Here is a 24,863-nt window from a genome sequence, read left to right as displayed (position 1 = left end):
GTGTACTATCTAATCGTCATTCAAATAGGTTGGATGACATTAAATAAAACAATTTTAGAGAGGATATAGTTATGTGGACTAAACCTGAATACTCAGATATGCGTTTTGGTTTTGAAGTAACCATGTACATCTGCAACCGTTAATCACGGTTTTGATGTATGCCCGGGGCTTTCTGCTCCGGGCAACGTTATACCAGATAAAATTTGTTAAAGTCTTATCTGGTCTAATGCAAGTTTCTAAGGATAATTATGTTTGTACATGTTTTAGGTTCTGGAGCCGGTGGTGGCTTTCCTCAGTGGAATTGTAATTGCACTAACTGCAAAGGTGTAAGAGAGGGCACAATCAAGGCCAGTCCTCGCACACAATCATCCATTGCTATCAGTGCAAACGGAACAGACTGGATTCTGTTTAATGCTTCACCTGATATCAAAAAACAACTGGATGATTTTCCCGCTTTACAACCTGCCAGACAAGTCAGAGATACCGCTATCTCGGCGATAGTGATCACAGATGCACAGATCGACCATGTCACCGGTATGCTCACCCTTAGAGAACATAATAAGCCATGGGATGTATACACAACCAAGGCTGTTTATGAGGATCTGACCACAGGATTTCCAGTCTTTAATATTCTTGGCCATTTCCGTGGCATTAATCATCATGAAATTGCGACGGATGAATCAAGCTTCACCATCCCCTCAGCAGAGGGATTGGTGTTCACTGCCGTGCCTTTGAAGAGTGAGGCACCTCCTTATTCACCACATCGTCATAATACGGTGCCTGGTGATAATATCGGCATGCGTATCGAAGATACGCGTACCGGCAAAAACTTATTCTATGCACCAGGATTAGGTGTAGCAGAACCGCATGTTATGGAATATATGGCGAATGCTGACATGGTTCTTGTCGACGGTACCGTTTGGACTGATGATGAGATGTCACATGAAGGCATTAGTAATAAACGTGCGCAGGAAATGGGGCATCTCGATCAGTCGAGTAAAGGCGGCATTATGGAGATCCTGAGTGGCATGGATAAACCACGTAAATTCCTGATACATATTAATAATACTAATCCAATACTCAACGAGGAATCACCCCAACGGAAAACGTTGGAAGCGGCTGGAATTGAAGTGTCGTATGACGGCATGGATATCGAGCTTTAACAGTCTAAGATGATTCTAGAGGAACATTACATGTCAGAAAAACCAGCACCATGGACACGCGAAGAGTTTGAACAAACATTACGTGATAAAGAGTCGCTGTATCATATCAACCATCCTTTTCATAAATTGATGCATGCAGGCAAGCTGGATCAAAAACAAGTTCAAGGTTGGGTCGCCAATCGCTTCTATTACCAAACGGCGATTCCAATTAAAGACGCAGCTATTATGGCAAATTGCGAAGATGCTTCTGTACGCAAACATTGGGTGCAACGCATACTTGATCATGATGGTTATGGCGGAGAAGAGGGTGGCATTGAAGCTTGGTTGCAACTGGGTGAAGCTGTTGGTTTGACAAGAGAAGAACTGGAATCACATCAACATGTATTGCCAGGTGTTCGCTTTGCTGTAGACGCGTATGTTAATTTCGCACGCCGGGCTAACTGGCAGGAAGCCGCCGGTTCTTCGTTAACAGAGTTATTCGCGCCTAAGATTCATCAGGCGAGATTGGACAACTGGCCAGATTTATATCCCTGGATCGATGAACGTGGTTATCGTTATTTCCGTAAACGTTTAAGTGAAGCGCGTCGTGACGTAGACCATGGTCTGCAAATTACACTTGATTACTGTGATACACGTGAGAAACAACAACGTGCTGTTGATTTATTACAATTCAAGCTTGATATCTTGTGGACCATGTTAGATGCGATGTGGATGGCGTATATTGAAGGACGTCCTCCTTACTATATGGAAGTTGAAAAATGACCGATCGCATTTTTAATGCAGACACGATTCCTGTGCTGGCTCTGGGTTACCGTTTCCAATGGGAGCCAGCGCAGGATTGTTACGTACTGCTTTACCCAGAAGGCATGGTGAAGTTAAATCCAGCTGCAGGTGAAATCCTGAAGCGGGTAAGTGAAAAAAAGCAAACTGTCGGCGAGCTCATCGCTGAACTTAAAGAAGCCTTTAATGGCGCTGACTTAGACGATGACGTCTATCAGTTTTTGGAGGAAGCTCATGACAACGACTGGATCAGACCAGAATAAAGCGCCCGGAAGTACTGGTGGCGCTGTAGGTATGAATGTCCGTGATAGCATTCGTCAGCCTCTATGGTTATTGGCCGAGTTAACCTACGCATGCCCGCTGCAATGTCCTTATTGTTCAAATCCTATGGATTTTGCCAGTGTCAAAAAAGAGCTGACAACAGAAGAGTGGATCAATGTTTTCCGTCAGGCTCGGGAAATGGGGGCCACTCAGCTGGGTTTATCAGGTGGTGAACCTTTAACTCGTCCTGATTTGATTGAACTTATCCGTGAAGCCAGAAATTTAGGTTTTTACACCAATTTGATTACCTCGGGTGTGGGGCTAAACGCAGATAAAGCAAAAGAGTTTAAAGAAGCTGGCCTGGATCATATCCAGGTTAGTTTTCAGGCGAGTTCAGAAGATTTGAATAATCTTATTGCTGGTACTGATGCTTTCCAACATAAGATTGAGATGGCAAAAGCGGTGAAAGCTGCTGGTTATCCAATGGTGTTGTGTTTTGTCACACATCGTCAGAATATTGATAAGATTGATGAGATTTTGGATCTGGCCATTAATCTTGATGCTGATTATGTTGAGCTTGCTACTACTCAGTACTATGGTTGGGCGATGCATAACCGTGACCAATTATTACCGATGAAAGAACAATTGGTGCGTGCAGAAGCAATTGCGCACGAATATCAGGAAAAGCAAAAAGGCAATATGAAGATTTATTATGTTGTTCCTGACTATTATGAAGATAGACCCAAAGCTTGTATGAATGGCTGGGGAAATGTCTTTCTGACAGTGACGCCAGATGGAACCGCCTTGCCTTGCCATGCTGCCCGTGAATTGCCAGGCATGGAGTTACCTAATGTTAAAGAGCTCAGTATAAAAGAAATCTGGGAAGGCTCGAACGACTTCAATCGTTTCCGTGGTTTTGACTGGATGAAAGAGCCTTGCCGTAGTTGTGATGAAAAAGAAAAAGATTTTGGTGGCTGTCGTTGTCAGGCCTATATGCTAACAGGGGATCCAGCCATGGCTGATCCTGTTTGTACGAAATCTCCCGATCATCATCTAATTCTGGAAGCGATTGAGAATGGTCGGCAGGAGGCTGAAAAATCAGCTGATGTTGCCAAACCTCTTGTATTCAGAAACCCGAAAAATTCAAAAGAAATTTGTGGCTTATAAAAATCAATATGCGATTTTAACCAAGGGCCTGACCAAGCAATATGGTCAGGCCCTTGCTGTTAATGGGCTTGATCTTAGTATCGAACCAGGACGGTTCTATGGTTTGCTTGGTCCTAATGGGGCAGGTAAAAGTACGACTATTCATATGCTGACTACCATGACTTCAGCCTCATCAGGCGAAGCCTGGATATCTGGTCGTGAAGTCAAACGCTATCCAGTACAAACACGTGCCGCAGTTGGCTTGGTTTTCCAGGATTCAGCCCTTGATCGGATGATGACGGTGGATGAAAACTTACAGTTCGCTGCCGCTTTATATAATCTGAATAAACAGCAAGCAGAGCAACGTATTTCTGAGTTGTTGTCAGTATTTGGCTTAGAAAAAAAACGTCATCAGAAATTATTAGCCTTATCCGGTGGGCAGCGGCGCGCTGTAGATATTGCTCGTGGCGTTTTACATAAACCTCAGGTCTTATTTTTGGATGAACCGACTATTGGTTTGGATTTACCTAACCGTCGTGCCATTTGGCGATTCATTGAACAGCTAAGAAAAGATGAAGGCATGACGGTATTTCTGACCACACATTATCTGGAAGAAGCAGAAGCCTGTGACCATGTCGATTTCATACAAAAAGGACAGTTGCAAAAAGGTGGCGCGCCTAAAAAACTGATTAAAAATCTAGCAGCATATATGCTGGAAATTGATTGTGCTGATACCGAAATAGTTAGCCAGCAGATGCGTCCGCAATTTGGTGAGCCTTTATGGGAAGACCAGCATCTGACGTATCGTATTCAAGATAAAGAAACCGATTTTTATCAGTTACAAAAAACGCTTGGTAATGCCATCAATGCAATGCAATGGCGTAAACCTAATCTCAATGATGTGTATCTATGGACAGTATGTCCACCTGATTATGGGGTCGTGACATGACACATATACTCGCCGTTAAGGCTGTGGTGGCAAGAGAGCTGACGAAGGTCTTCCGTCAACGTGCAAGACTGATCAGTGCCATGGTCAGACCGATGATTTGGCTGCTGGTGATAGGCTCTGGTGTTGGCAGTATGTTGCAGGGTGAGCAGCAAGCTGGTTACCTCAGCTTTCTAGTGCCTGGCATTGTGGCGATGACACTATTATTTGCTGCTTTATTGTCAGCATTAACCCTTGTTTATGATAAAGAATTTGGGGTGATGCGGATGATGTTGATTGCCCCAATTCCTCATTATTTAATTGTTATTGCTAAATTAATTGCTGCAGCTATTACCGCGATGGTTCAGGCCATTCTATTATTAGTGATCTTGGCCTTGATAGGTTTGATCGAAGTGAAAGTCGCTTTATGGTTATTATTACCGGCTTTAGCGACAGCCGTATGCTGTGCGGCAATAGGCGGTTTGATCGCTGCCTGGTCTAAAACTCTGGATAATTTTGCGGTGATTATGAATTTTTTCATCTTCCCGGTGTTTTTCTTGAGTGGTGCGCTTTATCCAGTCAATCAATTACCAGAGATGCTGAAATATGTCGTGTTAATCAATCCATTTAGCTATGGTGTCGATTTGATGAAACATGTTGTACCGACCGCGAATAGTGATTTTTCTATCATGACCGACATTACCGTGCTGGCAGTTTTTTCAGTGATGGCAATAAGTATTGCTTGTTGGCGTTTCTCTCGTGAGTCAGTTCATGAGCCATTATTTCATCGGGCTACAGGAAAAAAATAGACCGAATTAAGTGCGCCAGACTTGATGGGGTAGATGTCTATGCTTATCCATATCTGACAATAAAACACAGAATTAGCATATATTAATATTCCCCTATTTCCTCTATGGTTGCACCTATATAAGAAAGCACTTATCCTTAGTCTCCTAACTGCCATAGCTCAATAATAGGGGCAACATGTGTCTTCGCTAAATCATGCTCATACCAATATGGTCATTCAACAAGTTCGTCCTAGTGAAGTCCTGAATGACACTGTTTTAGCTGTGATGTCAGATGTTGCCAGGGCGGACTTTGTTGACGAGGATTCGGTGGGCATGGCGTATGCCGATACAATGCTAACCATTGCTTATGAGCAATGTATGTTAACGCCTATATTGGAAGGTCGTTTTTTACAGGCGCTTGACTTAACACCTGAAACAAATGTGTTGGAAATAGGAACCGGATCAGGCTATTTCACAGCATTACTGGCTAAACTCTCGAATCACGTTATTTCCGTTGAATATTATGCTGATTTATCTGAGTTAGCAGCTAAACGCTTAGCTAAAGCAGATATCAGAAATGTCACGTTAACTGTTGGTGATGCCAGCCAGGGATGGCCGTTAGTTGAGCGTGTTGACACAATTGTTATTACGGCTGCCTGTGCACAGATCCCTGATGACTATTTACAAAGTCTGAAAGTTGGTGGGAAATTATTGATAGTCACAGGCACAGCGCCTGCTATGTCGGTTCAATTAATCACACGAATGAATGAAAGAGAATGGCAGCCAAAATTTTTATTTGAGACCGTTATTCCCTACATGATTAACGGTGAACCAATCCAACAATTTGAATTCTAAGCCAGAGTAAAAACATGAAACAAATGACCGCCACTGAATTTAGCACTTTGTTATTAAGTGAAGCGCCACCGGTAATGATTGATGTTCGTGAAAGCCATGAATTGGTTCACGGCATGATTGAAGGGGCAATGCACATTCCGATGAACGAGATTCCTGCGCGTCTGGAAGAGTTAGGACCTTATCAGAATAAAACGGTTGCGATTATTTGTCGTAGCGGAAAACGAAGTGCCCAGGTCGGGCAGTTTCTTGAACACGTTGGTTTTAATGATGTGATTAATCTTGATGGTGGTATGAATGGCTGGGCAGTTAATGTCGATACTACAATGTCGACATATTAATATTGAATACTATCATCTGAATGACTCCTAAGGAAGGAAAATGAAAAAAATTGCGTTAGGCGCATTGATTGCTTCGGCATTATTTTCTAGCTCTGTTTGGGCTGAAGATTTATTAGATGTATACAAATTATCTCTTAATAGTGATCCACAGCTTTTAGCAGAAGCCGCATCCCGTCAAGCTGTTGGTGAACTGGATGATCAAGCTATTGCTAACTTTTTGCCACAGGTTGGTCTATCGGCGAATGAAAGTAAAACCTGGTTAGATTCATCATCACGTCTTTTTACCGGTAACACAGACTATACAAGTCATGGCTATACGTTAAGCCTGACTCAGTCAGTTTATAAACGTGAGAATTTTGTGCAGAAAACCCAGGCTGAAATCGCCATGAAAGGGGCTGATGCCAGTTACACTATTGCTGAACAATCTCTAACATTACGCGTTGCAGAACGCTATTTTGGTGTATTGGGCGCACAGGATGATCTAACGTTTGCTTTGGCAGAACGAGAAGCCATTGCTAAACAGTTAGAACAAATGCAACAGCGTTTTGATGTTGGCATGGCGACGATTACCGATATCACTGAATCACAAGCAGCTTATGATTTGGCGAATGCGAGAGTGATTCAGGCTCAAAATGACCTGGCTAATGCGCAGGAACAATTGCGTGAAACAGCAGGCAAGTATATTGATGATCTGGTCGGACTCTATGGTGAGTCACCACTGGTAAAACCTGAACCTGCAAGCATTGATGCCTGGAGCGAAACAGCGATTTCGCAGAATCCGTCTTTATTACTTGCGAATATCAATGTTGAAGCTGCAAAACAGACAATTGAGTTGCAACGCAGCGGTCACTATCCGTCATTAGGTATTGTGGCCCAGAAGAGCTACAGCTCTGATAGCGATGGTATTTATGGTCGGAGTAATTCATCAAATGAAAGTGTTGGTCTTGAGTTCAATCTGCCAATCTACTCAGGTGGCGCAGTATCATCCAGGACACGTGAAGCAGGTCATCGTCTAGACGAAACCATGCAGGTTGAAGAACAACAACGTCGTGCCGTGACCAGGCAAACACGTGAGTCCTATAATGGAGTGATGTCTGGAATTAGCCGTGTTACAGCGCTTAAACAAGCGGTGGTTTCAAACCAAAAAGCATTAGAGTCGACAGAAGCTGGCTATGATGTGGGTACACGGACAACCGTTGATGTTCTTAATGCACGTCGTAATCTGTTCAGTGCAAAACGTGATTATGCACGTTCTCGTTATGATTACATTCTGGATACACTGCGATTGAAACAAGCCGCCGGTATTTTGAGTGTGAATGATTTGGTTGATATTAATAACTGGCTGGGTAAAGGCACTTCCTAAGTGAGTAAAGCCTTATCTATAGCCAGTGCTGAAAAGGGCGTGCTGATAGTAGTCGATATTCAGGATCGACTTCTGTCAGCCATGCCACAAGAGCAGCAGCAACTGATTCAAACCTCTGTGCAGACTCTGCTTGCTGCGGCTGATGTGCTGGCTTTACCTGTGTTAGTGACTGAGCAGTATCCCAACGGTTTAGGACATACAGTGGCAGGTATTCAGGAGGTTTTACCAGCGAATACATCTGTTTTTGAAAAAACACAGTTTTCAGCCTGGCAAGTCGATGGTATTGCTGCTGTGCTAAAGCAATCTGAATATCAGCAAGTATTTTTAACTGGCATGGAAACGCATATCTGCATATTGCAGACAGCATTGGATCTGCTTAAGCAAGGGTTTGAGGTTTTTGTGATAGAAGAAGCGGTATGTTCACGTGATAACAAACACTATCAGAGTGCCTTAAACAGACTTCGTGATGCCGGAGCAGTGATTACCAATATCGAGTCACTGTTATTTGAGTGTCTTGGTGATGCCCGTCACCCTCAGTTTAAAACCCTCTCAAAACTGATTATTTAGTTTTTCTTTTTTGTGCTAAACGTAACTGTCTGCGTTGCTGACAACGTTCCAGTGTTTGTAATTTTGCCGTGTTATCCATGGCTGCCCAGCCAGTGATTTCATCAATCCGGCGATAGCAGCCCAAACAGACATCGCGTTCATCCAGGCAACATTTCCGCAGACAAGGGCTGGCAATGACTTGTTGAGATGCGTTGGATTGTCTGGTCATAGCTTGTCTCTCATCCCTTTATGAGCGCATGTATGATTAAATTGAAAAGTGCTGCAAGCATTTTCGTTCAGTCAGTTTTAGCCATGATAGCGCTGACGCTTATTGGCCACCCCGGCTTTTGCCGGCTTATTCAGGCTTGGTAAGTTCTCGTAGTCCAAAATACCTTTAACACCTGCTCGAGCGTAATCAAGTTTTAGGTGATCTTTGACTGTCTGTTCATCAATCGCTAAATCCTCAGTTAACACGACAAAGAGCAGTTCAAATAATCGTTTGAGTGCGATTTTCCAGGTGCTGCCACTTATTTCAAAAAGCCGGTCAGACACAAGCATAAAGCGGAGAAATGCATCGTCAGCCAGGATAAGTGGCAGCGTATTAATAAAGCGGCCGGAATTGCCAATCATATCCCAGAATCGTGCAAAGCGATTTACCCGTTGCATCGTCATAAAATCGACGCTGCTGGTCGATAAAATATTATACGGCGCTTGTGGATTATAGTTTAAAGCGAAGTTTTCATTATGACGATTAAGTGGCGCACCACGCAGCCGTTTCAGAATGCCTAGCTGAATTTCATGCGGGTTCAGAGCGACCAATTGATTAAAACTCTCAGCAAAATTATCCAGCGAGTCAGAGGGCAGACCAAAAATCAGATCGGTGTGTAAGTGAGCACCAGTATGTTCCCTCAACCAGCGAATATTCTCTCGGGTTTTATCATTGTTTTGTTTACGGCTGATAAGAGTTTGAATATCGCTGTCAAAAGTCTGAATACCAATTTCAAATTGCAGACTATTGGGTGGGAAACGTTTCAGCGCCTCTTTCAATTTATCAGGCAGATTATCAGGCACCACTTCAAAGTGGAGATATAAATCATCCGTCATTCGTTCAAGGAAAAATTCCAGAATACGAATACTGGTGGAGACCTTCAGGTTGAAAGTGCGATCAATAAATTTAAAGTTACGAACGCCGCGTTGCCACAATGCGTCCATTTCAGCCAGGAATGATTCCAGCGGGAAGGCGGTAGCTGTTTTATCTAATGCCGATAAACAGAATTCGCACTTAAACGGGCAACCACGAGACGCTTCGACATAAATCAGCCGGTTACGAATATCTTCTTCATTGTAGAGGTGGTAGGGCAATTGTAATTCAGCTAACTCAGTAGCGATACCATCAATATATTTTGTTTCAGGCCGTGCCTTGTCTAAAATTTGGCGGCACAGCTCTCGAAAGCTTTTTTCACCCGGCCCACTGATCACAAAATCAGCTAATGCACAGATATCCGGTACATCCGGGTAATGGCCGACTTCCGGCCCACCAAGCACGATAACGGTGTCGGGTGAGATTTGTTTAATGACGGTGACAATGTCGCTGATTTCACGAATATTCCAGATATAGACACTAAATCCGATAATTTTAGGTTGATACTGCAATAGCTGCTCGGCGATATTCAGTGTCTGTTCCTGAATGGTGAACTCGAGCATTTTAGTTTTGGACGCCAGTTCTTCCATATTGGCGAGAAGATAGCGCAGCCCAAATGCTGAATGCATATAACGCGCATTAAGGGTAGTAAGTAGAATGTCGACTTGCTGAGTCATATTAGTTCGCTTGGTAACCAAGTTCAGCAGCTAATTGGCTGGCGTAGTGGGTGAGTTCAGCCAGAACTTTTTGTTTTTGTTCAGGCAAATCTTGTTGCTTTGCTTCAGCAAGCGCTGAATAAAACCTTGAGAAGTTAAGAATAGCGTCTGGTGTCTCATCTGCCAGTCGTTGCTGACGATATTGCAGCCATTGATCTTGTTCATCTTCAGTCAAGGAATCAGGCCAGTTACGAGCACGATAACGGAATAACATCTCGGCCAGACGCGAGTCTTCAAAAGGGATAGATAATGTTTTTAACATATCCGGCTCAGCTGAACGAATAAGCTCCATCTTGCGTTTATCATTGTCACTGAAAAAACCACCGCTGTAGAGACTGGCATCAGGATCAGCGACCGGATCAAATGGTTTAGGTGTAAAAATCTGTGACAGCTTTTCGTTTAAATCACCTGCCGCATTCAACATGTCCAGGTGACGTTGATGCTGGGCACGATCAATATCTAAGCGTTTTGCGGCATCCTCATTTAACGTCGCTGCCGGCACAACCACTGGGCATTTATTGATATGAATGGTTTTGAGGGCCGGTCGTTGAATACCTTCAGCCAGATCGACTGAGGGGGTAAATAAACGTTGCTGTAATGTCTCTGCATCAAGCTCAATCAGATCGGTGGGATCATAACGGCAGTCGTAGACAATAACCCCATTAGGATTAGTTGGATCTTTTGCTAAGGGCACAACCAGTGCAGTGCCACAATATTCACTCGGATACATTCTCGACACATGAATGACCGGAGTTCTGTCATGGATATTGAGCAGCGGGGCAATATTGTTTTTGCGACGATTCTGGTAAACGTAATCAAATAATTTGGGTTGGGCATTTTTGATGAGCTTGGCAATTTCTATCGTCGCATAAACGTCGACTAAGGCATCATGAGCACCGATTTGTTCGATATTGTTTGCGGCTGTTAAATGTTCCAGGCGGAAACTGGGTTTGCCATCATCATGATCCGGCCAGTTGATGCCTTCTGGTCGTAAAGCTCGGGTGAGTCTGACCATATCGATAATGTCCCAACGGGAATTACCGTTTTGCCATTCACGGGCATAGGCATCATAAAAATTACGGAACAAACTAAAGCGTGTGAACTCATCATCAAAGCGCAAGCTGTTATAACCAACGCCACACGTGCCGGGTTCTGCGAGTTCGGCATGAATACGTGCAATGAACTCGGCTTCTGTTAAACCTTCCTGCTGAGCTTTTTGTGGGGTAATACCCGTGATTAAAGAGGCTTGAGGATGGGGCAAAAAGTCATTGGCGGGTTTGCAATAAATCATCAACGGCTCGCCGATGATATTAAGATCTTCGTCTGTACGAATACCGGCAAACTGCAAAGGTCTGTCATAACGGGGATCCGTGCCAGAAGTTTCATAGTCATGCCAGTAAAGCGTATTCATAGTTAATTCAATATCTTAGATTTGTATAGATGGGATATATACCATCTTAACGTACAAAGCCATACATCTGCTGAGCATGTATGGCTTTGTAACGGTAATGGTGATTTATAAGGCAGCGAAAGTGGCTTTTGCTGCTGATAAGGTATGCTCGATTTCTTGTTCGCCATGGGCAGCAGAGACAAAACCGGCTTCAAATGCTGAGGGCGCCAGATAGACGCCATTGTTAAGCATTAAGTGGAAGAAGTGTTTGAAACGCTCCTGATCACAAGCCACAACTTGCTCGTAGTAGTTCACTTGGCTGTCTTCGGTAAAGAATAAACCAAACATACCGCCAACTTGGTTCGTTGTCATTGGAATACCCGCTTTATCAGCCAGTTCCTGTAAACCTGAGACTAAAGTTTCGGTGGTTTTTGTTAATGCATCGTGAAATCCAGACGCCTGAATCAGTTTTAACGTTGTCAGTCCGGCAGCCATGGCGATAGGGTTACCTGATAAAGTGCCCGCCTGGTAAACGGGGCCGAGCGGTGCGATATATTCCATCACTTCACGTTTGCCACCAAATGCACCTACTGGCAGACCACCACCAATAATCTTGCCAAAGGTCGTTAAGTCCGGGGTGATATTGTAATGCGCTTGCGCACCACCCAGTGCAACACGGAATCCGGTCATCACTTCATCAAAAATCAGTACCGCACCATATTCATCGCAGATTTCTCTAAGCCCTTGCAGAAATCCGGGAACAGGTGGAATACAGTTCATATTACCGGCAACAGGTTCAATAATAATGCAGGCAATCTGATCACCGGCTTCTTTGAAACAGGCTTTGACGGACTCTAAGTCGTTATAACGTAATGTCAGTGTGTGTTCAGCTAATGAGGCTGGCACACCTGCAGAAGAGGGCACACCTAGAGTTAAAGCCCCTGAGCCTGCTTTCACTAATAATGAATCGGCATGGCCGTGATAACAACCTTCAAATTTGACGATTTTGTCACGACCGGTGTAACCACGTGCTAAACGAATGGCGCTCATCGTGGCTTCAGTCCCAGAGCTCACCATACGAACTAACTCCATTGATGGAACAAGTTCACAGACTAAGTCGGCCATGGTTGTTTCAATTTCTGTCGGTGCACCAAAACCTAAACCATGATTAACCGCCTCTTTGACAGCATCAATCACTTCCTGGTGTGCATGACCGACAATCATCGGCCCCCAGGAACCAATATAGTCCACATATTTTTTCCCTGTCGCATCTGTCAGCCATGCGCCTTTTCCTTCGCGGAAAAATACGGGATCCCCACCCACACCTTTAAATGCGCGGACGGGCGAGTTGACGCCACCTGGAATATGTTTTTGGGCCTGTTGGAACAAGTCGTGATTATTTTGCATGCTGTTTCCTAATCGTCTCCGTTGTAACTGTGCGATAATTCTAAACTTATCTCATCTATTGTACTGATGATCATGAGTTTAAAACTACGATTACTAATAATAGTCAGCATTATTTTGCTGATTAACTTCGCTGCTGCCGGTTATTTTATGGTGCAAAACGCCAGATTAGCGCTTGCCCAGGAAATGGCCTCCAGTACGCAGCTGGCTAAAGGTTTGCTGGTAAATGCGCTCCCGACATTACGTTTTTCTAATGATCTGAGTGAGCGATTGACGCTGATTGTCGATAGTGTCAGACATACCCGTCATATTCGTGCCTGGTTTGAAGATATGCATGGCGAACCGTTGATTGGACAGGAAGATCAAACCGGCTTTTTTAATAAACCCGATGCACCGGACTGGTTTATTCGAATGATGGAGCCTGAAGCCGTCGCTTTCCGACGATTAATTACCAAAGGCAGTAAATCTTATGGTTATCTGGTGGTAGAGGCTGATCCCAGTGATGAAGTCACCGAAGTCTGGCAGGATATCCAAACCTTATTTTGGCTGGGTGTGTTCTTCTTATTACTGATTTTGAGTTTAATTTATCTGGCTTTACGTCAAGGTTTAAGGCCGTTATCACAACTGTCAGATGCGCTGGGGCATCTTGAACAAGGCGACTTTACAGCACGGGTGGATACTTCTGCTGTAAAAGAGTTGAATCCCATTCAGATCCGCTTTAATCATATGGCCAGCGTGTTAGAAAAAACCATGGCAGAAAATCATGCACTTGCCGGTAATATGCTCAGCTTACAGGAATCTCAACAGCGCGATTTGGCAAGAGAACTTCATGATGAGTTAGCGCCATGTTTATTCGGGATTCGCGTTGATTTAGGTGAAATTGAGCGAATTGCTGGCGAAAATCATCTGATCGAGATCGAAGAAAAAGTAGGCTCTGTAAAAACGATTACTAATCATATTCAATCTTTAGTCAGGAAAATGTTAAGCCGACTGCGTCCGATGACGCTGGATGATTTAGGTTTAACAGAAGCATTAAGAGATATGTTGCACAACTGGCGTGAGCGTCAGCCGGAAATTGACTGGGAGTGGGACTTTGTCGGTGAATTTGAATCACTGCCTGATACACTACAGGTAACGATTTACCGTCTGGTTCAGGAATGTACGACCAACTGTGTACGCCATGCCCATGCCAGTCATGTCAAAGTTGAAGTACGCCGGGAAACAGAGACCATCAAAGTGGCTGTAACGGATGATGGTAAGGGGCTGGATGCTAATCTGGTCAAAGGTTTTGGTTTAATTGGTATGCGAGAAAGGGTGTCAGCACTCGGTGGTCGTATAGCGTTTGATACGGAAGAAGGACGTGGTTTACAGGTCCGGGTGTTGATTCCATTAAAGGGTGAAGCAAAAAATGAAACAGGCATTAACAATTTTGGTAGTGGACGATCATCCGATAGTCAGAGCAGGTTGCCGTCAACTGATTCAACAAATTCCCTCGGCTACAGTTCTCGAAGCTGAAACTGGCGAAGAGGGTTATCGTCTCTTTCAGGAGTCGCAGCCAGATATGGTGTTGCTTGACATTACGCTGCCAGGTGTCGGTGGTCTGGAAGTATTAAGACGGATCAGAGCAAACCGTGAAGATGCCAAAGTGTTGATGTTTAGTATGCATGAAGATCCTGTGTTCGCATCACGTGCCATGCAGTCAGGCGCCAGAGGCTATATCACTAAAAACAACGCGGCGGATCACTTGGTCGAAGCGGTGAATAAAGTGCTTGATGGTAAAATTTACTTAAGTCCGGACATGGCTCAACAATTGGCCATGCTGAATATTGATGCAGGCACCAGTGCTCTGAGTGATTTATCGCGCCGTGAGTTAGAAATTTTACGACTATTGGGCGAAGGCAAGAGCATGACGGAGATTTCTGAAGTATTGGGAATCAGTTATAAAACGGTGGCCAACAATTTGACCCAGATAAAAAGTAAGCTAGATATCAGCAAAACAGCTGAACTGATGCGCTTTGCGATAAGCCACGGTATTTCATCGTAAATAATTGATATTGAAGGAAAGAGGAATAGGAATAAATTCCCGAGTTATTAGGATAAGTCGCTCATTTGAAAATCAGGAGTGATTTGTATTATGTATCTCAAGTTTATAGAAATTTCAGCTTCTATAGTCTTATATTTCTCTCTCCTTCTATGAAGGTTTCGCCAGATACAATTTGTATCTGGCTTTTTTTTGTCTAAATTCTACGCTAAACCGTTTCCCACTTTCCATTCTCTTGTTAAGATGACTCCTTTCGTTTACTGCCGTGATGACGGCAAATATGGGATTTGAAATCTATGCACCTCAAGCAAACCATCAAACGTGGTTGGCAGTTGAGTATTTTTCTTGCGTTGCCTTTTTTAGCCAATGCAGGCGCCTTGGATGAGGCGATTGATACTCAGGTCAATACCGATATTGCCGCTCAGAAGTCTCAAGAGAAAATTGATAGTTTATCCGATGAAACCACGGATATGCTGGCGGAGTACCGTGATGTTCTAAGACAAACGCAAAGTCTCAAATCCTATAATGACCAACTCCAGTCACTGGTCGATTCTCAACAAGAAGAAATGGCCTCCATCGCTGAGCAATTAAATAATATCGAAACAACACAGCACGACATTGTGCCGCTCATGCTGAAAATGATCGATGTCCTGCAACAGTTTGTGTCATTGGACGTGCCTTTTCTGAAACAGGAACGTCAAACGCGTTTAGAGGCGTTAACTACGATGATGGGGCGCGCTGATGTGTCATTAGCAGAAAAGTATCGTCGTATTATGGAAGCCTATCAGGTCGAAACTGAATATGGTCGAACCATCGAAGCCTATCAGGCTGATTTGGAAGACGGCGAAACGAAAAAAACAGTCGACTTCTTAAGAATTGGTCGTGTCAGCCTGTATTACCTCACACTGGATGGAAAAGAAGCGGGTATGTGGGATAACGATAAGAAGCAGTGGGTCACATTGTCTGATGATTATATTCAGCCCATAACCGATGGCTTGAAAGTAGCGAAAAAACAATTACCACCGGATCTGATGGTGTTACCAGTTAATACTGTAGGAGAGAAACAATGAAACAACTGATTTCTCTTCTTTGTTTACTGACGCTGAGTTTGCCTGTATTCGCTGCGGATAAACCGGCGAATCTTGATGAGTTATTGCAGCAGGTCAAACGTGAACGTGTGCTTGAGCAACAACAAAATCAGGTACGTGAAGCTGAGTTTGCGAAAGCGCATGATCAACAAGCCAGTCTTTTGGCCCAAGCCAAGCAAGAATTAGCGGACCAGGAAAAGCGTACCCAGCAACTGAACACCATTTTTAATGAACAAGAGCAGCGTCTAGCCGAGCAACAAAGTCTGTTGGATGACAAATCAGGTTCATTAGGTGAGTTATTCGGTACCGTCAGACAAGTCGCCAATGATAGCCGTGCTGTGCTGGAAAGCTCGATGACCAATGTTCAGCATCCTGAACGTGTCGATTTCCTTAATCAATTAAGCGACAGCAAACAGCAACCCACCATCGAAGAACTTCGTCAGTTATGGTTGACCCTGCAAGAAGAAATGACCGCTTCAGGAAAAGTGGAAAAATTCACTACCCCCGTAATCACCACTACCGGGGATGTTGAGGACAAACAGGTTACCCGAATTGGTGTGTTTACCGCGTTTACTGATGGCTTGTTCCTGCGTTATTTGCCAGAAACAGGCAATTTAGTTGAGCTGGCAAGACAACCTGTGGATCGATTCAGAAAGCTGGTCGCTGAGTTTGAAGATGCCCAGCCAGGTGAGTTACTACCAACGGTGATTGATCCGACCCGGGGTGCGATTATGGCACTGTTAGTGCAAACACCGACCCTAAAAGAACGTATAGAGCAAGGTGGCTGGATTGGTTATATCATCCTGGTGCTGGGTGCGATTGGTTTGATTATCGCTCTTATTCAGTTCTTATCTTTGACCAAAGATGGTCATGGTATTGCCAAGCAGCAAAAACAAAAAGAAGTCAGTCAGAAAAATCCGCTGGGACGCATTTTGTCTGTGTACAACGATCGCTTAGCACATGATGTTGAAACCCTGTCATTAAAACTGGATGAAGCCATTCTCAGAGAAATGCCAAAACTGGAACGCGGTTTAATCACGCTGGCTATTCTGGCGGCGGTTGCGCCAATGCTAGGCTTATTAGGTACGGTTTCAGGCATGATCGAGACATTCCAGTCGATTACCTTGTTTGGTACCGGTGATCCGAAATTAATGTCTGGTGGCATATCCCAGGCACTGGTCACCACAGAACTGGGTCTGGCTGTCGCCATCCCTTTGTTATTGATTCATAGTGGTTTATCGAGCAAATCAAACCGTCTAGTGCAAATTCTTGATGAAGAAAGTGCTGCTATCGTTGCTCGTAACGCGGAAAAACAACATGACCAGTCTGTCTGACGGACTCTTTCAGATTGAATTGCTGATGGAAAGCGGCGGCAGTGTGCTGTGGCTGATCCTGTTTGCTTCGGTGTTAATGTGGAGTTTGATTATTGAACGTTATTTGTTTGTGGTGTTTGAGCATCCTAAACAGGTCAAACGTTTGATTAATGAGTGGCAGCAACGTAAAGACAGAAATAGCTGGTTTGCCCATCAAATACGTCAAGGCATGATTACAGAGAGTCGTATTTCCTTACAACGTTATTTGATGACGATTCGTACACTTACTATGGCGCTTCCTATGTTGGGTTTGTTGGGCACGGTGAGCGGAATGATTCAGACATTTGATGTGATGACCGTATTTGGTACCGGTAATGCCCGCGGTATGGCGGGTGGTATTTCTGTTGCGTTGATTACCACGATGGGCGGTCTGTTAACCGCATTATCAGGTTTGTATTTCAGCACTCAGTTAACCCAACGTGCAGAACGTGAAGTCGATAAAGTGGCTGATGCCTTGCGTAGAGAGTAAAGGATAAAAATGAGAAACCGACATTCCCGACGCCAAAGTGGTGGTATCGCTGAAATCAATATGACACCACTGATTGATATGGTGTTTATCTTATTAATCTTTTTCATTGTCACCAGTTCGTTTGTAAAAGAAACCGGCGTGGATGTGAACCGTCCTTCGGCAAAAACAGCGGTGAAAAAAGAACGGGCCAATATTCTGATTTCTATTCGTCCCAATGGCGAAATCTGGATGGATAAACGCCAGATTGATCGTCGTGCTGTCAGAGCCAATGTAGAACGTATGCATGCTGAAAACCCGGAAGGTTCAGTCATTATTTTGGCCGACGAAGAAGCGAAAACCGGCCTGTTAATTGAAGTTATGGACCAAGCCCGACTGGCGGGCGTGGCCAATGTGTCTATTGCTGCTGAACGCGACTAACGGCGGATTTGATGAGATTAGTTGTTGGTATTGTTCTCGCACTACTGGTTAACTTTGGTTTGTTCTATTTAATGGAACATATGACCAATAGTAAGAGTGTGGATAAACGCGATATTGAAGAAGTTCAGATTCTGGACTTTGTGCGTTTGAAAAAGGAAGAAGCGCAACCGGAAACCAAAAAGCGTGAGCTGCCCAAAAAACCGCCACCACCGGATGAGCCGCCACCGCCACCTGAACCTGCTCCTACCCAGGCAAATAAGCCGGATGCACCGACACCAGAAATGGATATTCCAGCGATCGATGTACCGATGAATATCACGGGGGGACCGTATTTGGGGGATTTCTCTGCGGCGCCTAAAGCAGCACCTGCTCCAGCACCTAGTGACGCGCCGATGCTGGATAATGAAGTGGTGCCATTGGTACGTATTCCACCTAAATATCCGCGTGTTGCATCACGGCGTGGTATTGAAGGCGTGGTGACGGTGACATTTATTATCACTAAAGATGGCAGGGTACGCGATCCAAAAGTGATAAAAGCTGAGCCCGCCAGTGTATTTAATGATGCGGCGCTGAAAGCTATTTTGAAGTGGAAGTTCAAACCTAAATTAGTGGATGGACAGGCGGTTGAGCGTCAGGCCACTCAGGAAATCGAGTTTAAATTGTCACGATGAAAAAGCCATTATTAACGATCCTTTTTCTTACACTATCTCTGTTGGTACTGGGAAGTGCATCCGCGGCTGATGATGAGAAACAATTTTTACTCAGTGAAAAAACATATAAAGCCTTGAATCAGGCACAGGAGTTGATGGAAAAACAAAACTATCAACAGGCCAAACAGCAGCTTGATAGTTTACTGAGTACCGTTGAAAAGGGCAGTTATGAGCAGGCTGTTGTTCTACAAACTCTAGGCTTTTTATATTCATCATTAGAGCAGTATAAAAAAGCGACAGAGACATTCCAGCAGGCGCTGGATTTAAACGCATTACCAGAAGATGTCACACATACCCTGCGTTATAACCTGGCGCAATTACTTATTGCTGATGAGCAGTATAAAAAGGGCATTCCACTGATGGAGAGCTGGTTAGCCGCGGAGAAAAAACCAGATAATACGGTTTATGTGCTTTTGGCCAGTGCTTATTATCGTGTAAATAATTTTTCTAAAGCGGCCGACAGAATACAAATTGCTATTAAAAATGATAAAGCACCTCAAGAAGACTGGTACCGATTATTGCTGTCTTCTTACCTATCGCTGAAACACTACAAATCAGCTATATCGGTGCTGGAATTACTGATTACCAGCTACCCTGACAAAAAAATGTATTGGGATCAGCTGGCGGCTTTATATATGCAGGAGAATAAAGAATTTACTTCTCTTGCCGTGCGTATGTTAGCTAAAAGGCTGGATCTGACCGAACCTAAAACGCTGGTAAATCTGGCTGATATGTATCGTTATCTGCGAGTACCATACAAAGCTGGTCAGTTACTTGAGCAGGGAATGAAACAAAACGTTATTCCCAGTAACTTTGAAAACCTGAATAAGTTGGCAGACAGTTGGTTAGCTGCCAGAGAAAACCAGCGTGCCGTAGATACTTTAAAAGTCATGTTACCTATGGATAGTAGTGGTGATACCCAGTTAAAACTGGGGCAAATCTATATCAGTATGGAACAATGGGGAAATGCCATTGATACTTTATCTTCAGCATTAAAATTACTGAAAGGTAAAAAATTAGGCCAAACCTACGCGATGTTAGGCACGGCTTACTATCATCAGGACAACTTTGAACAAGCCAAAGCACAATTTCTGAAAGCGGCTTCCTTTGAGGCTCAGAAAAAACAAGCGGCTCAATGGCTACAACATATTAATAGCCTGTTAGAGAAAAATGATGAGCCGGATGCCTGATTTACAGCAACAGAAACAGGCTTTAGTTCAGCACTATAAATGGCTGCGTCAGTATGGTTGTAATGACTCTCATAGCGGTAATGCGTCTTTTCGTTGGCATGATGATGTCTGGGTCACGCCAACAGGCTGTTGTGCTGATACTTTAACCACTGATGATTTGGTGCTTTGCCACATTGATGGTCATTGTGGTGAGGGCGCGTCGCTTGATGCCCCTTTGCATGTGGCGGTGTATCAAAAAAATGAACAAGCTAGAGCGCTTTTTCATAGCCATGGTCCTTACACGGTCGCTATGACGATGAAGGAAAAAAGCTTCACACCCATCGATTTCGAAGGTCAGTATTATTTTCCAGAAGTGCCAATTATTCATATCAACTATGCGCAGTATGTCGAACTGGCACCTGCTGCAGTTGCGCAGATCCTTCAGGACTATAAAGTAACAGTCGTAAGTGGGCATGGTGTCTATGCCTGTGCTGATAGCATAAATTTGGCTTATAAATGGACATGTTCCCTGGAGTTGTCAGCAAAAACAGCATGGATCGCCAAACAAATCTGATGTGTGTGACTTATTTTCGCAACAAATTCACAGTTCATTAGTCATAACACACAATAAAAATACAGAGATGGAGTAGCAATATGACTGCTGAGAATGCCTTGAAAAAATATGCCTCGATGGAGAGTTCTTATTTGAGAACGCCTTTATTAGATGGTGGTAATGCTGCAGATAAACGACAGGAAATTGCAGATTACTTCAATTTCACTTTTGAGCGTTATGAATCGCTGTTTGATACGTTAATTGATGATCAGGCGTATTTTCAGAAGTCTATTCCTCTACGTCACCCACTGATTTTTTATTTTGGTCATACCGCCACCTTTTTTGTAAATAAGATGTTGTTGGCCGGACTTATCGATAAACGCATTGATCCCAAATTTGAGTCTATGTTTGCTGTCGGTGTAGATGAGATGAGTTGGGATGACCTCAATGAAGATCATTATGACTGGCCAGCATTGGAAGAGGTGAAAGCCTACCGCAAAAAAGTCCAGGCGATGGTGAATAAAGTCATTCGTCAAGCTCCCCTCAAGTTACCTATTGATTGGGAAAATCCGTGGTGGTCGATCATGATGGGGATTGAGCATGAACAGATTCATCTGGAAACCTCTTCCGTACTGATTCGTCAACAGCGTCTGGAGTGGGTCAAACCGCATCCAGCCTGGCAACCGTTCAGAGAGACGAATGAGGCACCGAGAAATAGTCTGGTGGATATTCCCGCAGGTAGCGTTAGTTTAGGTAAGTCGTACTCAGATCCCATCTATGGTTGGGATAATGAATATGGTGAGCATGAAGCGGATGTTGAGGCCTTCCAAGCAGCCAAGTTTTTGGTCAGTAACCAGGAGTTTCTCGAATTCGTTGAAGACGGTGGGTACCACACAGATGAGTTCTGGTCTGAGGATGGTTTACAGTGGCGTCAGTTTACCAAAGCACAACACCCCACATTCTGGCATCAAACAAAAAAAGGCTGGCAGTGCCGTTTGATGGCGGAAGTCATTGATATGCCGTGGGACTGGCCAGTGGATGTTAACTACCATGAAGCAAAAGCGTTTTGTAACTGGAAAGCGAAACAGACCGGCCAATCTGTACGTTTGCCAACAGAAGATGAATGGTACCGACTCTATGAGGTGGCCGGACTGGATGAATTAACCAGCGATTTGGCACCCGCCAATATTCATCTGGATTATGCGGCATCCTCTTGTCCTGTTAACTTCTTTAAACATGGTGACTTATATGATGTGATTGGCAATGTCTGGCAATGGACTGAAACGCCAATTTATCCTTTTGATGAGTTTAAAGTTCATCCTATTTATGATGATTTTACAACGCCAACCTTTGATGGCCGTCATAATCTGATCAAAGGTGGTTCGTGGATTTCGTCAGGCAATGAGAGTCGTAAAGCATCAAGGTACGCGTTTCGTAAACACTTTTTCCAACACGCTGGTTTTCGTTATGTCGTGTCAGAGGCTGAACTGGAAGAATACAGTTCTAATTACGAAACTGACATCATGCTTTCACAGTATGCTGAATTTCATTACGGTGATGAATATTTCAATGTCGCTAATTTCCCTAAAAAATTAGCGGAATTGGCTGTGGAGATGATGGCAGGCCGGCCAATGAAAAAAGCCCTGGATTTAGGCTGTTCTGTCGGCAGGGCCAGCTTTGAGCTAGCAAGACATTTTGACAAGGTTACTGGTATTGATTTCTCAGCACGCTTAATCAATCTCGGCACGCAAATGGCTGAACAGGGTGTGGTGCGCTATACCATTACCGATGAAGGTGAGCTGGTTCACTATAAAGAACGCCGTTTGGAACAGCTGGGTTTGGAAGATACGGCCTCTAAAGTTGAGTTTTTACAAGGTGATGCCTGTAATCTTAAGCCGATGTTTGAAGGTTATGATCTGATCCTGGCTGCTAACTTGATTGATCGCCTTTATAAGCCTGCACAGTTTTTAGCTACTGTTCACGAGCGACTCAATCAGGATGGCATTCTGATGTTGGCCTCACCTTATACCTGGCTGGATGAACACACTGAAAAAGAACATTGGTTGGGTGGGTTCAAAAAAGATGGTGAAAGCTTTACCACATTGGATGGTCTGAAAGCGATTCTGGAACCTCATTTTGAACTTATTCGCGTGCCGGAAGATATTCCGTTTGTTATTCGTGAAACCAGCCGTAAATTTCAGCATACCTTATCTGAGGTGACGGTCTGGAAACGTAAATAATGACGGTTGATTTTGACCAGAAAATAGATCGAAGTTTTAGTCAAAGCCTGAAATTTGATGCCAGAACGGCCTATTTTGGCCGTAGTGATGTTATCCCAATGTGGGTGGCGGATATGGACTTCGCTGCCCCTGAAGCTGTGACTAAGGCTCTGGTAGAGCGTGCTAAACATCCCATCTATGGTTACACGCTTCATCCTGATTCCATGTATGAAGCATTGATTGAGTGGAGTGCAAAGCGCTACGACTGGCAGATAAAGCAAAGCGATATCATTATGTGTCCAGGCGTTGTACCTTCAATCAATGCCGTCATTGAAGCGATAACGGAGCCCGGTGATAAGGTCATTGTTCAGCCACCGGTTTATTTCCCTTTTTTCTCGTCGGTAGAAAAAACGGGGCGAGAATTAGTATTAAACCCGTTAAAGTTAGACAATAATCGTTATTTTATCGATTTTGAACATCTAGAGGACTGTGCCCAACAAGGAGCAAAAACATTACTTTTCTGCTCACCGCATAATCCTGTGGGGCGAGTCTGGACTCGCGAAGAATTACAGCAGTTGCTGGAACTGGCCGAACGTTATCAGATGACGATTATTTCTGATGAGATTCATGCTGATCTTATCTTCCCCGAGCAACAACATATTAGCCTGGCAACCTTAACACACAGTAATAATGTGATTACGACGTTGGCGCCCAGCAAGACATTTAATATTGCCGGCATGGGGCTTTCAGCGTTGATTGTCAGTAATATGCAACAGCGCAAAGCTATTAAAGCCGTATTTGAACAATGGCACATCAGTCCCGCTAACCCTTTTAGTATCACCGCATTTGAAGCGGCTTATCGCTATGGTGAAGACTGGTTAAAACAGCTGAATGTTTATATTTACAAAAATAAAAAATGGGTAGAAGATTTTCTTCAAAAGCGTTGTCCTCAGATCCAGTTAATCGAGTCTGAAGGTACATACTTATTGTGGCTTGATTGTCGTGCACTGGGTATGGATAACGAATCGCTCAGACGCTTTTTTATTGAAGAGGCCAGGGTGGGCATGAATCCGGGTTATGTGTTTGGCGATAATGGCTCAGGGTTTATGCGATTAAATATCGGAACACGTCTTGAAGTTGTCCAGCAGGCTCTGGAAAACATGGCGGATGCTATTGCTGGTCTCAAAACAGTTTAATCAACACTCTTTCATGAGTTAAATGGAGTTTAGCCCCATGATGAATGATGAAATTGGTGAAGCTGCAGGCCTTATCTGGACATATTTAAATACCCGTGGCGAAGCGTCAGTCACGCGTATATGTAAGGATACGATGCTTGAGCCTAAGCTGTGTCAGCGTGCTATTGGCTGGTTGGCAAAAGAAAATAAGTTGGGCTTTAGACAGCAGGGGCGAACAGAACTGATCAGTCTGCTTTAAGTTTTGAGTAGCGGCGTTTCACAGAAAACGCCCCACGGATATCACCCATTTTGTAGCCGATGGCCATGTCACGGGGATAATTTTTATCTATCAACTTCTGAACGGGTAATGCAATCTGACTGCCATGACACGATAAGCAGAGTTTATCAGTTGCAATGGCTTTCATATAACGCCACTCATATTCCAGCTCTGAATCTACTCTTTCTACGAAGCTGAGTGATTGAATAGCCTCACCCGTCTTTAGACGTGTTTCAAAACTTTGTAATACACCAGTTTCCCAACTGTCTGCCTCATTATCAGGATTTCGAACGCGTAAACTGGTTCGATGAATATCAAGACTGTATTTTTTTGAGACTTCGTCAGCAAGAGTAGGTGCCACCAACTTACAGACTGAGATAGCCTCTATAGGACCACCATCCTGCAAGGCGGACATCAACGCTTCTTTGAGATGGGTAGACAAATCCTTAATAGCTGCCTGAGCATCACGTTCAAACGCGATTTGCTCTTGGTTTTTAGCAAAAGCGGGTAAGGCTAAACCGAAAGCAACAATGAAAGGGATAAAACCTCGCATAGG

28 protein-coding genes are annotated in these 24,863 nt (G+C 44.0%); 23 read left to right on the top strand and 5 right to left on the bottom strand.

Features of this window, described 5'->3' with window-relative positions; all coding sequences use genetic code 11:
• Positions 1 to 71 precede the first annotated feature (71 nt).
• The 11 genes from pqqA to QQL60_RS09730 all read left to right on the top strand — a co-directional run bounded on the left by pqqA (position 72) and on the right by QQL60_RS09730 (position 8,186).
• Positions 72 to 143 carry a pyrroloquinoline quinone precursor peptide PqqA gene (pqqA, locus tag QQL60_RS09780; RefSeq protein ID WP_081443609.1) on the top strand — a complete coding sequence of 24 codons (72 nt, stop codon included), beginning with the start codon at positions 72 to 74 and terminating at the stop codon, positions 141 to 143.
• A gap of 105 nt (positions 144 to 248) precedes the next feature.
• On the top strand, positions 249 to 1,163 hold the full coding sequence (gene pqqB, locus QQL60_RS09775) for a pyrroloquinoline quinone biosynthesis protein PqqB (protein ID WP_284723184.1): 915 nt from the start codon (positions 249 to 251) through the stop codon (positions 1,161 to 1,163).
• Between the two features lie 30 nt (positions 1,164 to 1,193).
• On the top strand, positions 1,194 to 1,925 hold the full coding sequence (pqqC, locus tag QQL60_RS09770) for a pyrroloquinoline-quinone synthase PqqC (protein ID WP_284723183.1): 732 nt from the start codon (positions 1,194 to 1,196) through the stop codon (positions 1,923 to 1,925).
• The gene (gene pqqD, locus QQL60_RS09765) at positions 1,922 to 2,206 is read left to right on the top strand and encodes a pyrroloquinoline quinone biosynthesis peptide chaperone PqqD (RefSeq protein ID WP_284723182.1); all 285 of its coding nucleotides are present in this window, start codon (positions 1,922 to 1,924) and stop codon (positions 2,204 to 2,206) included. Before pqqC ends, pqqD begins: the two co-directional genes overlap by 4 nt.
• Positions 2,178 to 3,371 (top strand): pyrroloquinoline quinone biosynthesis protein PqqE, encoded by a 1,194-nt coding sequence (gene pqqE, locus QQL60_RS09760; protein WP_273180231.1) that lies wholly within the window; start codon positions 2,178 to 2,180, stop codon positions 3,369 to 3,371. Before pqqD ends, pqqE begins: the two co-directional genes overlap by 29 nt.
• A complete protein-coding gene (locus tag QQL60_RS09755; RefSeq protein ID WP_273180233.1) occupies positions 3,361 to 4,299 on the top strand; it encodes an ABC transporter ATP-binding protein in 939 nt (312 codons plus the stop codon). The genes pqqE and QQL60_RS09755 overlap by 11 nt, the downstream gene beginning before the upstream one ends.
• On the top strand, positions 4,296 to 5,084 hold the full coding sequence (locus QQL60_RS09750) for an ABC transporter permease (protein WP_273180235.1): 789 nt from the start codon (positions 4,296 to 4,298) through the stop codon (positions 5,082 to 5,084). The genes QQL60_RS09755 and QQL60_RS09750 overlap by 4 nt, the downstream gene beginning before the upstream one ends.
• Before the next feature lie 177 nt (positions 5,085 to 5,261).
• Entirely contained in the window at positions 5,262 to 5,918 is a 657-nt protein-coding gene (locus QQL60_RS09745; protein WP_273180237.1) for a protein-L-isoaspartate O-methyltransferase family protein, read from the top strand.
• Positions 5,919 to 5,932: 14 nt separating this feature from the next.
• Positions 5,933 to 6,256 carry a rhodanese-like domain-containing protein gene (locus QQL60_RS09740; RefSeq protein ID WP_273180239.1) on the top strand — a complete coding sequence of 108 codons (324 nt, stop codon included), beginning with the start codon at positions 5,933 to 5,935 and terminating at the stop codon, positions 6,254 to 6,256.
• Between the two features lie 40 nt (positions 6,257 to 6,296).
• Entirely contained in the window at positions 6,297 to 7,619 is a 1,323-nt protein-coding gene (locus tag QQL60_RS09735) for a TolC family outer membrane protein (RefSeq protein WP_273180241.1), read from the top strand.
• Positions 7,620 to 8,186, top strand: a complete 567-nt coding sequence (locus QQL60_RS09730) for an isochorismatase family protein (protein WP_273180242.1) — start codon at positions 7,620 to 7,622, stop codon at positions 8,184 to 8,186.
• Here the strand turns inward: QQL60_RS09730 and QQL60_RS09725 are convergent.
• The 4 genes from QQL60_RS09725 to hemL form a co-directional block, all read right to left on the bottom strand.
• A complete protein-coding gene (locus tag QQL60_RS09725) occupies positions 8,179 to 8,394 on the bottom strand; it encodes a DUF1289 domain-containing protein (RefSeq protein WP_273180244.1) in 216 nt (71 codons plus the stop codon). The genes QQL60_RS09730 and QQL60_RS09725 overlap by 8 nt on opposite strands.
• Before the next feature lie 77 nt (positions 8,395 to 8,471).
• Positions 8,472 to 9,983 (bottom strand): B12-binding domain-containing radical SAM protein, encoded by a 1,512-nt coding sequence (locus QQL60_RS09720; RefSeq protein ID WP_273180246.1) that lies wholly within the window; start codon positions 9,981 to 9,983, stop codon positions 8,472 to 8,474.
• Position 9,984: 1 nt separating this feature from the next.
• Positions 9,985 to 11,433 carry an exodeoxyribonuclease I gene (gene sbcB, locus QQL60_RS09715; RefSeq protein ID WP_273180247.1) on the bottom strand — a complete coding sequence of 483 codons (1,449 nt, stop codon included), beginning with the start codon at positions 11,431 to 11,433 and terminating at the stop codon, positions 9,985 to 9,987.
• A 105-nt stretch (positions 11,434 to 11,538) separates the two neighbouring features.
• Positions 11,539 to 12,819: a glutamate-1-semialdehyde 2,1-aminomutase gene (gene hemL / locus QQL60_RS09710; protein ID WP_284723181.1), complete on the bottom strand. Its 1,281-nt coding sequence runs from the start codon at positions 12,817 to 12,819 to the stop codon at positions 11,539 to 11,541.
• A gap of 72 nt (positions 12,820 to 12,891) precedes the next feature.
• On the opposite strand from hemL, the gene QQL60_RS09705 reads away from it, so the two are divergent.
• The 12 genes from QQL60_RS09705 to QQL60_RS09650 all read left to right on the top strand — a co-directional run bounded on the left by QQL60_RS09705 (position 12,892) and on the right by QQL60_RS09650 (position 24,289).
• Positions 12,892 to 14,331, top strand: coding sequence for a LapD/MoxY N-terminal periplasmic domain-containing protein (locus QQL60_RS09705; RefSeq protein ID WP_237701235.1), 1,440 nt, complete (start codon positions 12,892 to 12,894; stop codon positions 14,329 to 14,331).
• Positions 14,225 to 14,860 (top strand): response regulator, encoded by a 636-nt coding sequence (locus QQL60_RS09700; RefSeq protein ID WP_040576633.1) that lies wholly within the window; start codon positions 14,225 to 14,227, stop codon positions 14,858 to 14,860. Before QQL60_RS09705 ends, QQL60_RS09700 begins: the two co-directional genes overlap by 107 nt.
• A gap of 293 nt (positions 14,861 to 15,153) precedes the next feature.
• The gene (locus tag QQL60_RS09695; RefSeq protein WP_273180249.1) at positions 15,154 to 15,927 is read left to right on the top strand and encodes a DUF3450 domain-containing protein; all 774 of its coding nucleotides are present in this window, start codon (positions 15,154 to 15,156) and stop codon (positions 15,925 to 15,927) included.
• Positions 15,924 to 17,279, top strand: a complete 1,356-nt coding sequence (locus QQL60_RS09690; RefSeq protein ID WP_007146833.1) for a MotA/TolQ/ExbB proton channel family protein — start codon at positions 15,924 to 15,926, stop codon at positions 17,277 to 17,279. The genes QQL60_RS09695 and QQL60_RS09690 overlap by 4 nt, the downstream gene beginning before the upstream one ends.
• Positions 17,263 to 17,787 (top strand): MotA/TolQ/ExbB proton channel family protein, encoded by a 525-nt coding sequence (locus tag QQL60_RS09685; RefSeq protein WP_007146832.1) that lies wholly within the window; start codon positions 17,263 to 17,265, stop codon positions 17,785 to 17,787. Before QQL60_RS09690 ends, QQL60_RS09685 begins: the two co-directional genes overlap by 17 nt.
• A 9-nt stretch (positions 17,788 to 17,796) precedes the next feature.
• Positions 17,797 to 18,204: an ExbD/TolR family protein gene (locus QQL60_RS09680; RefSeq protein ID WP_273180251.1), complete on the top strand. Its 408-nt coding sequence runs from the start codon at positions 17,797 to 17,799 to the stop codon at positions 18,202 to 18,204.
• Positions 18,205 to 18,215: 11 nt separating this feature from the next.
• Complete coding sequence (locus QQL60_RS09675; RefSeq protein WP_007146830.1) at positions 18,216 to 18,875, top strand: energy transducer TonB; 660 nt, start codon at positions 18,216 to 18,218, stop codon at positions 18,873 to 18,875.
• The gene (locus QQL60_RS09670; protein WP_273180252.1) at positions 18,872 to 20,104 is read left to right on the top strand and encodes a tetratricopeptide repeat protein; all 1,233 of its coding nucleotides are present in this window, start codon (positions 18,872 to 18,874) and stop codon (positions 20,102 to 20,104) included. Before QQL60_RS09675 ends, QQL60_RS09670 begins: the two co-directional genes overlap by 4 nt.
• Complete coding sequence (locus tag QQL60_RS09665) at positions 20,085 to 20,657, top strand: class II aldolase/adducin family protein (RefSeq protein WP_284723180.1); 573 nt, start codon at positions 20,085 to 20,087, stop codon at positions 20,655 to 20,657. Before QQL60_RS09670 ends, QQL60_RS09665 begins: the two co-directional genes overlap by 20 nt.
• Positions 20,658 to 20,737: 80 nt before the next feature.
• Positions 20,738 to 22,876, top strand: coding sequence for a 5-histidylcysteine sulfoxide synthase (gene ovoA, locus QQL60_RS09660; protein WP_273180256.1), 2,139 nt, complete (start codon positions 20,738 to 20,740; stop codon positions 22,874 to 22,876).
• Positions 22,876 to 24,051 (top strand): pyridoxal phosphate-dependent aminotransferase, encoded by a 1,176-nt coding sequence (locus QQL60_RS09655; protein ID WP_273180258.1) that lies wholly within the window; start codon positions 22,876 to 22,878, stop codon positions 24,049 to 24,051. The genes ovoA and QQL60_RS09655 overlap by 1 nt, the downstream gene beginning before the upstream one ends.
• Before the next feature lie 37 nt (positions 24,052 to 24,088).
• A complete protein-coding gene (locus QQL60_RS09650; RefSeq protein ID WP_007146825.1) occupies positions 24,089 to 24,289 on the top strand; it encodes a winged helix-turn-helix domain-containing protein in 201 nt (66 codons plus the stop codon).
• Here QQL60_RS09650 and QQL60_RS09645 read toward each other — a convergent pair.
• Complete coding sequence (locus QQL60_RS09645) at positions 24,276 to 24,860, bottom strand: Tll0287-like domain-containing protein (protein WP_284723179.1); 585 nt, start codon at positions 24,858 to 24,860, stop codon at positions 24,276 to 24,278. The two genes, QQL60_RS09650 and QQL60_RS09645, sit on opposite strands and share 14 nt — an antisense overlap.
• Positions 24,861 to 24,863: the final 3 nt, after the last annotated feature.

It is taken from the genome of Methylophaga thalassica, from assembly GCF_030159795.1.
In the GTDB taxonomy this organism is placed as follows: Bacteria; Pseudomonadota; Gammaproteobacteria; order Nitrosococcales; family Methylophagaceae; genus Methylophaga; species Methylophaga thalassica.
Note: the sequence above shows the minus strand (reverse complement) of the source record. Positions and strands in the feature narration are given on the sequence as shown.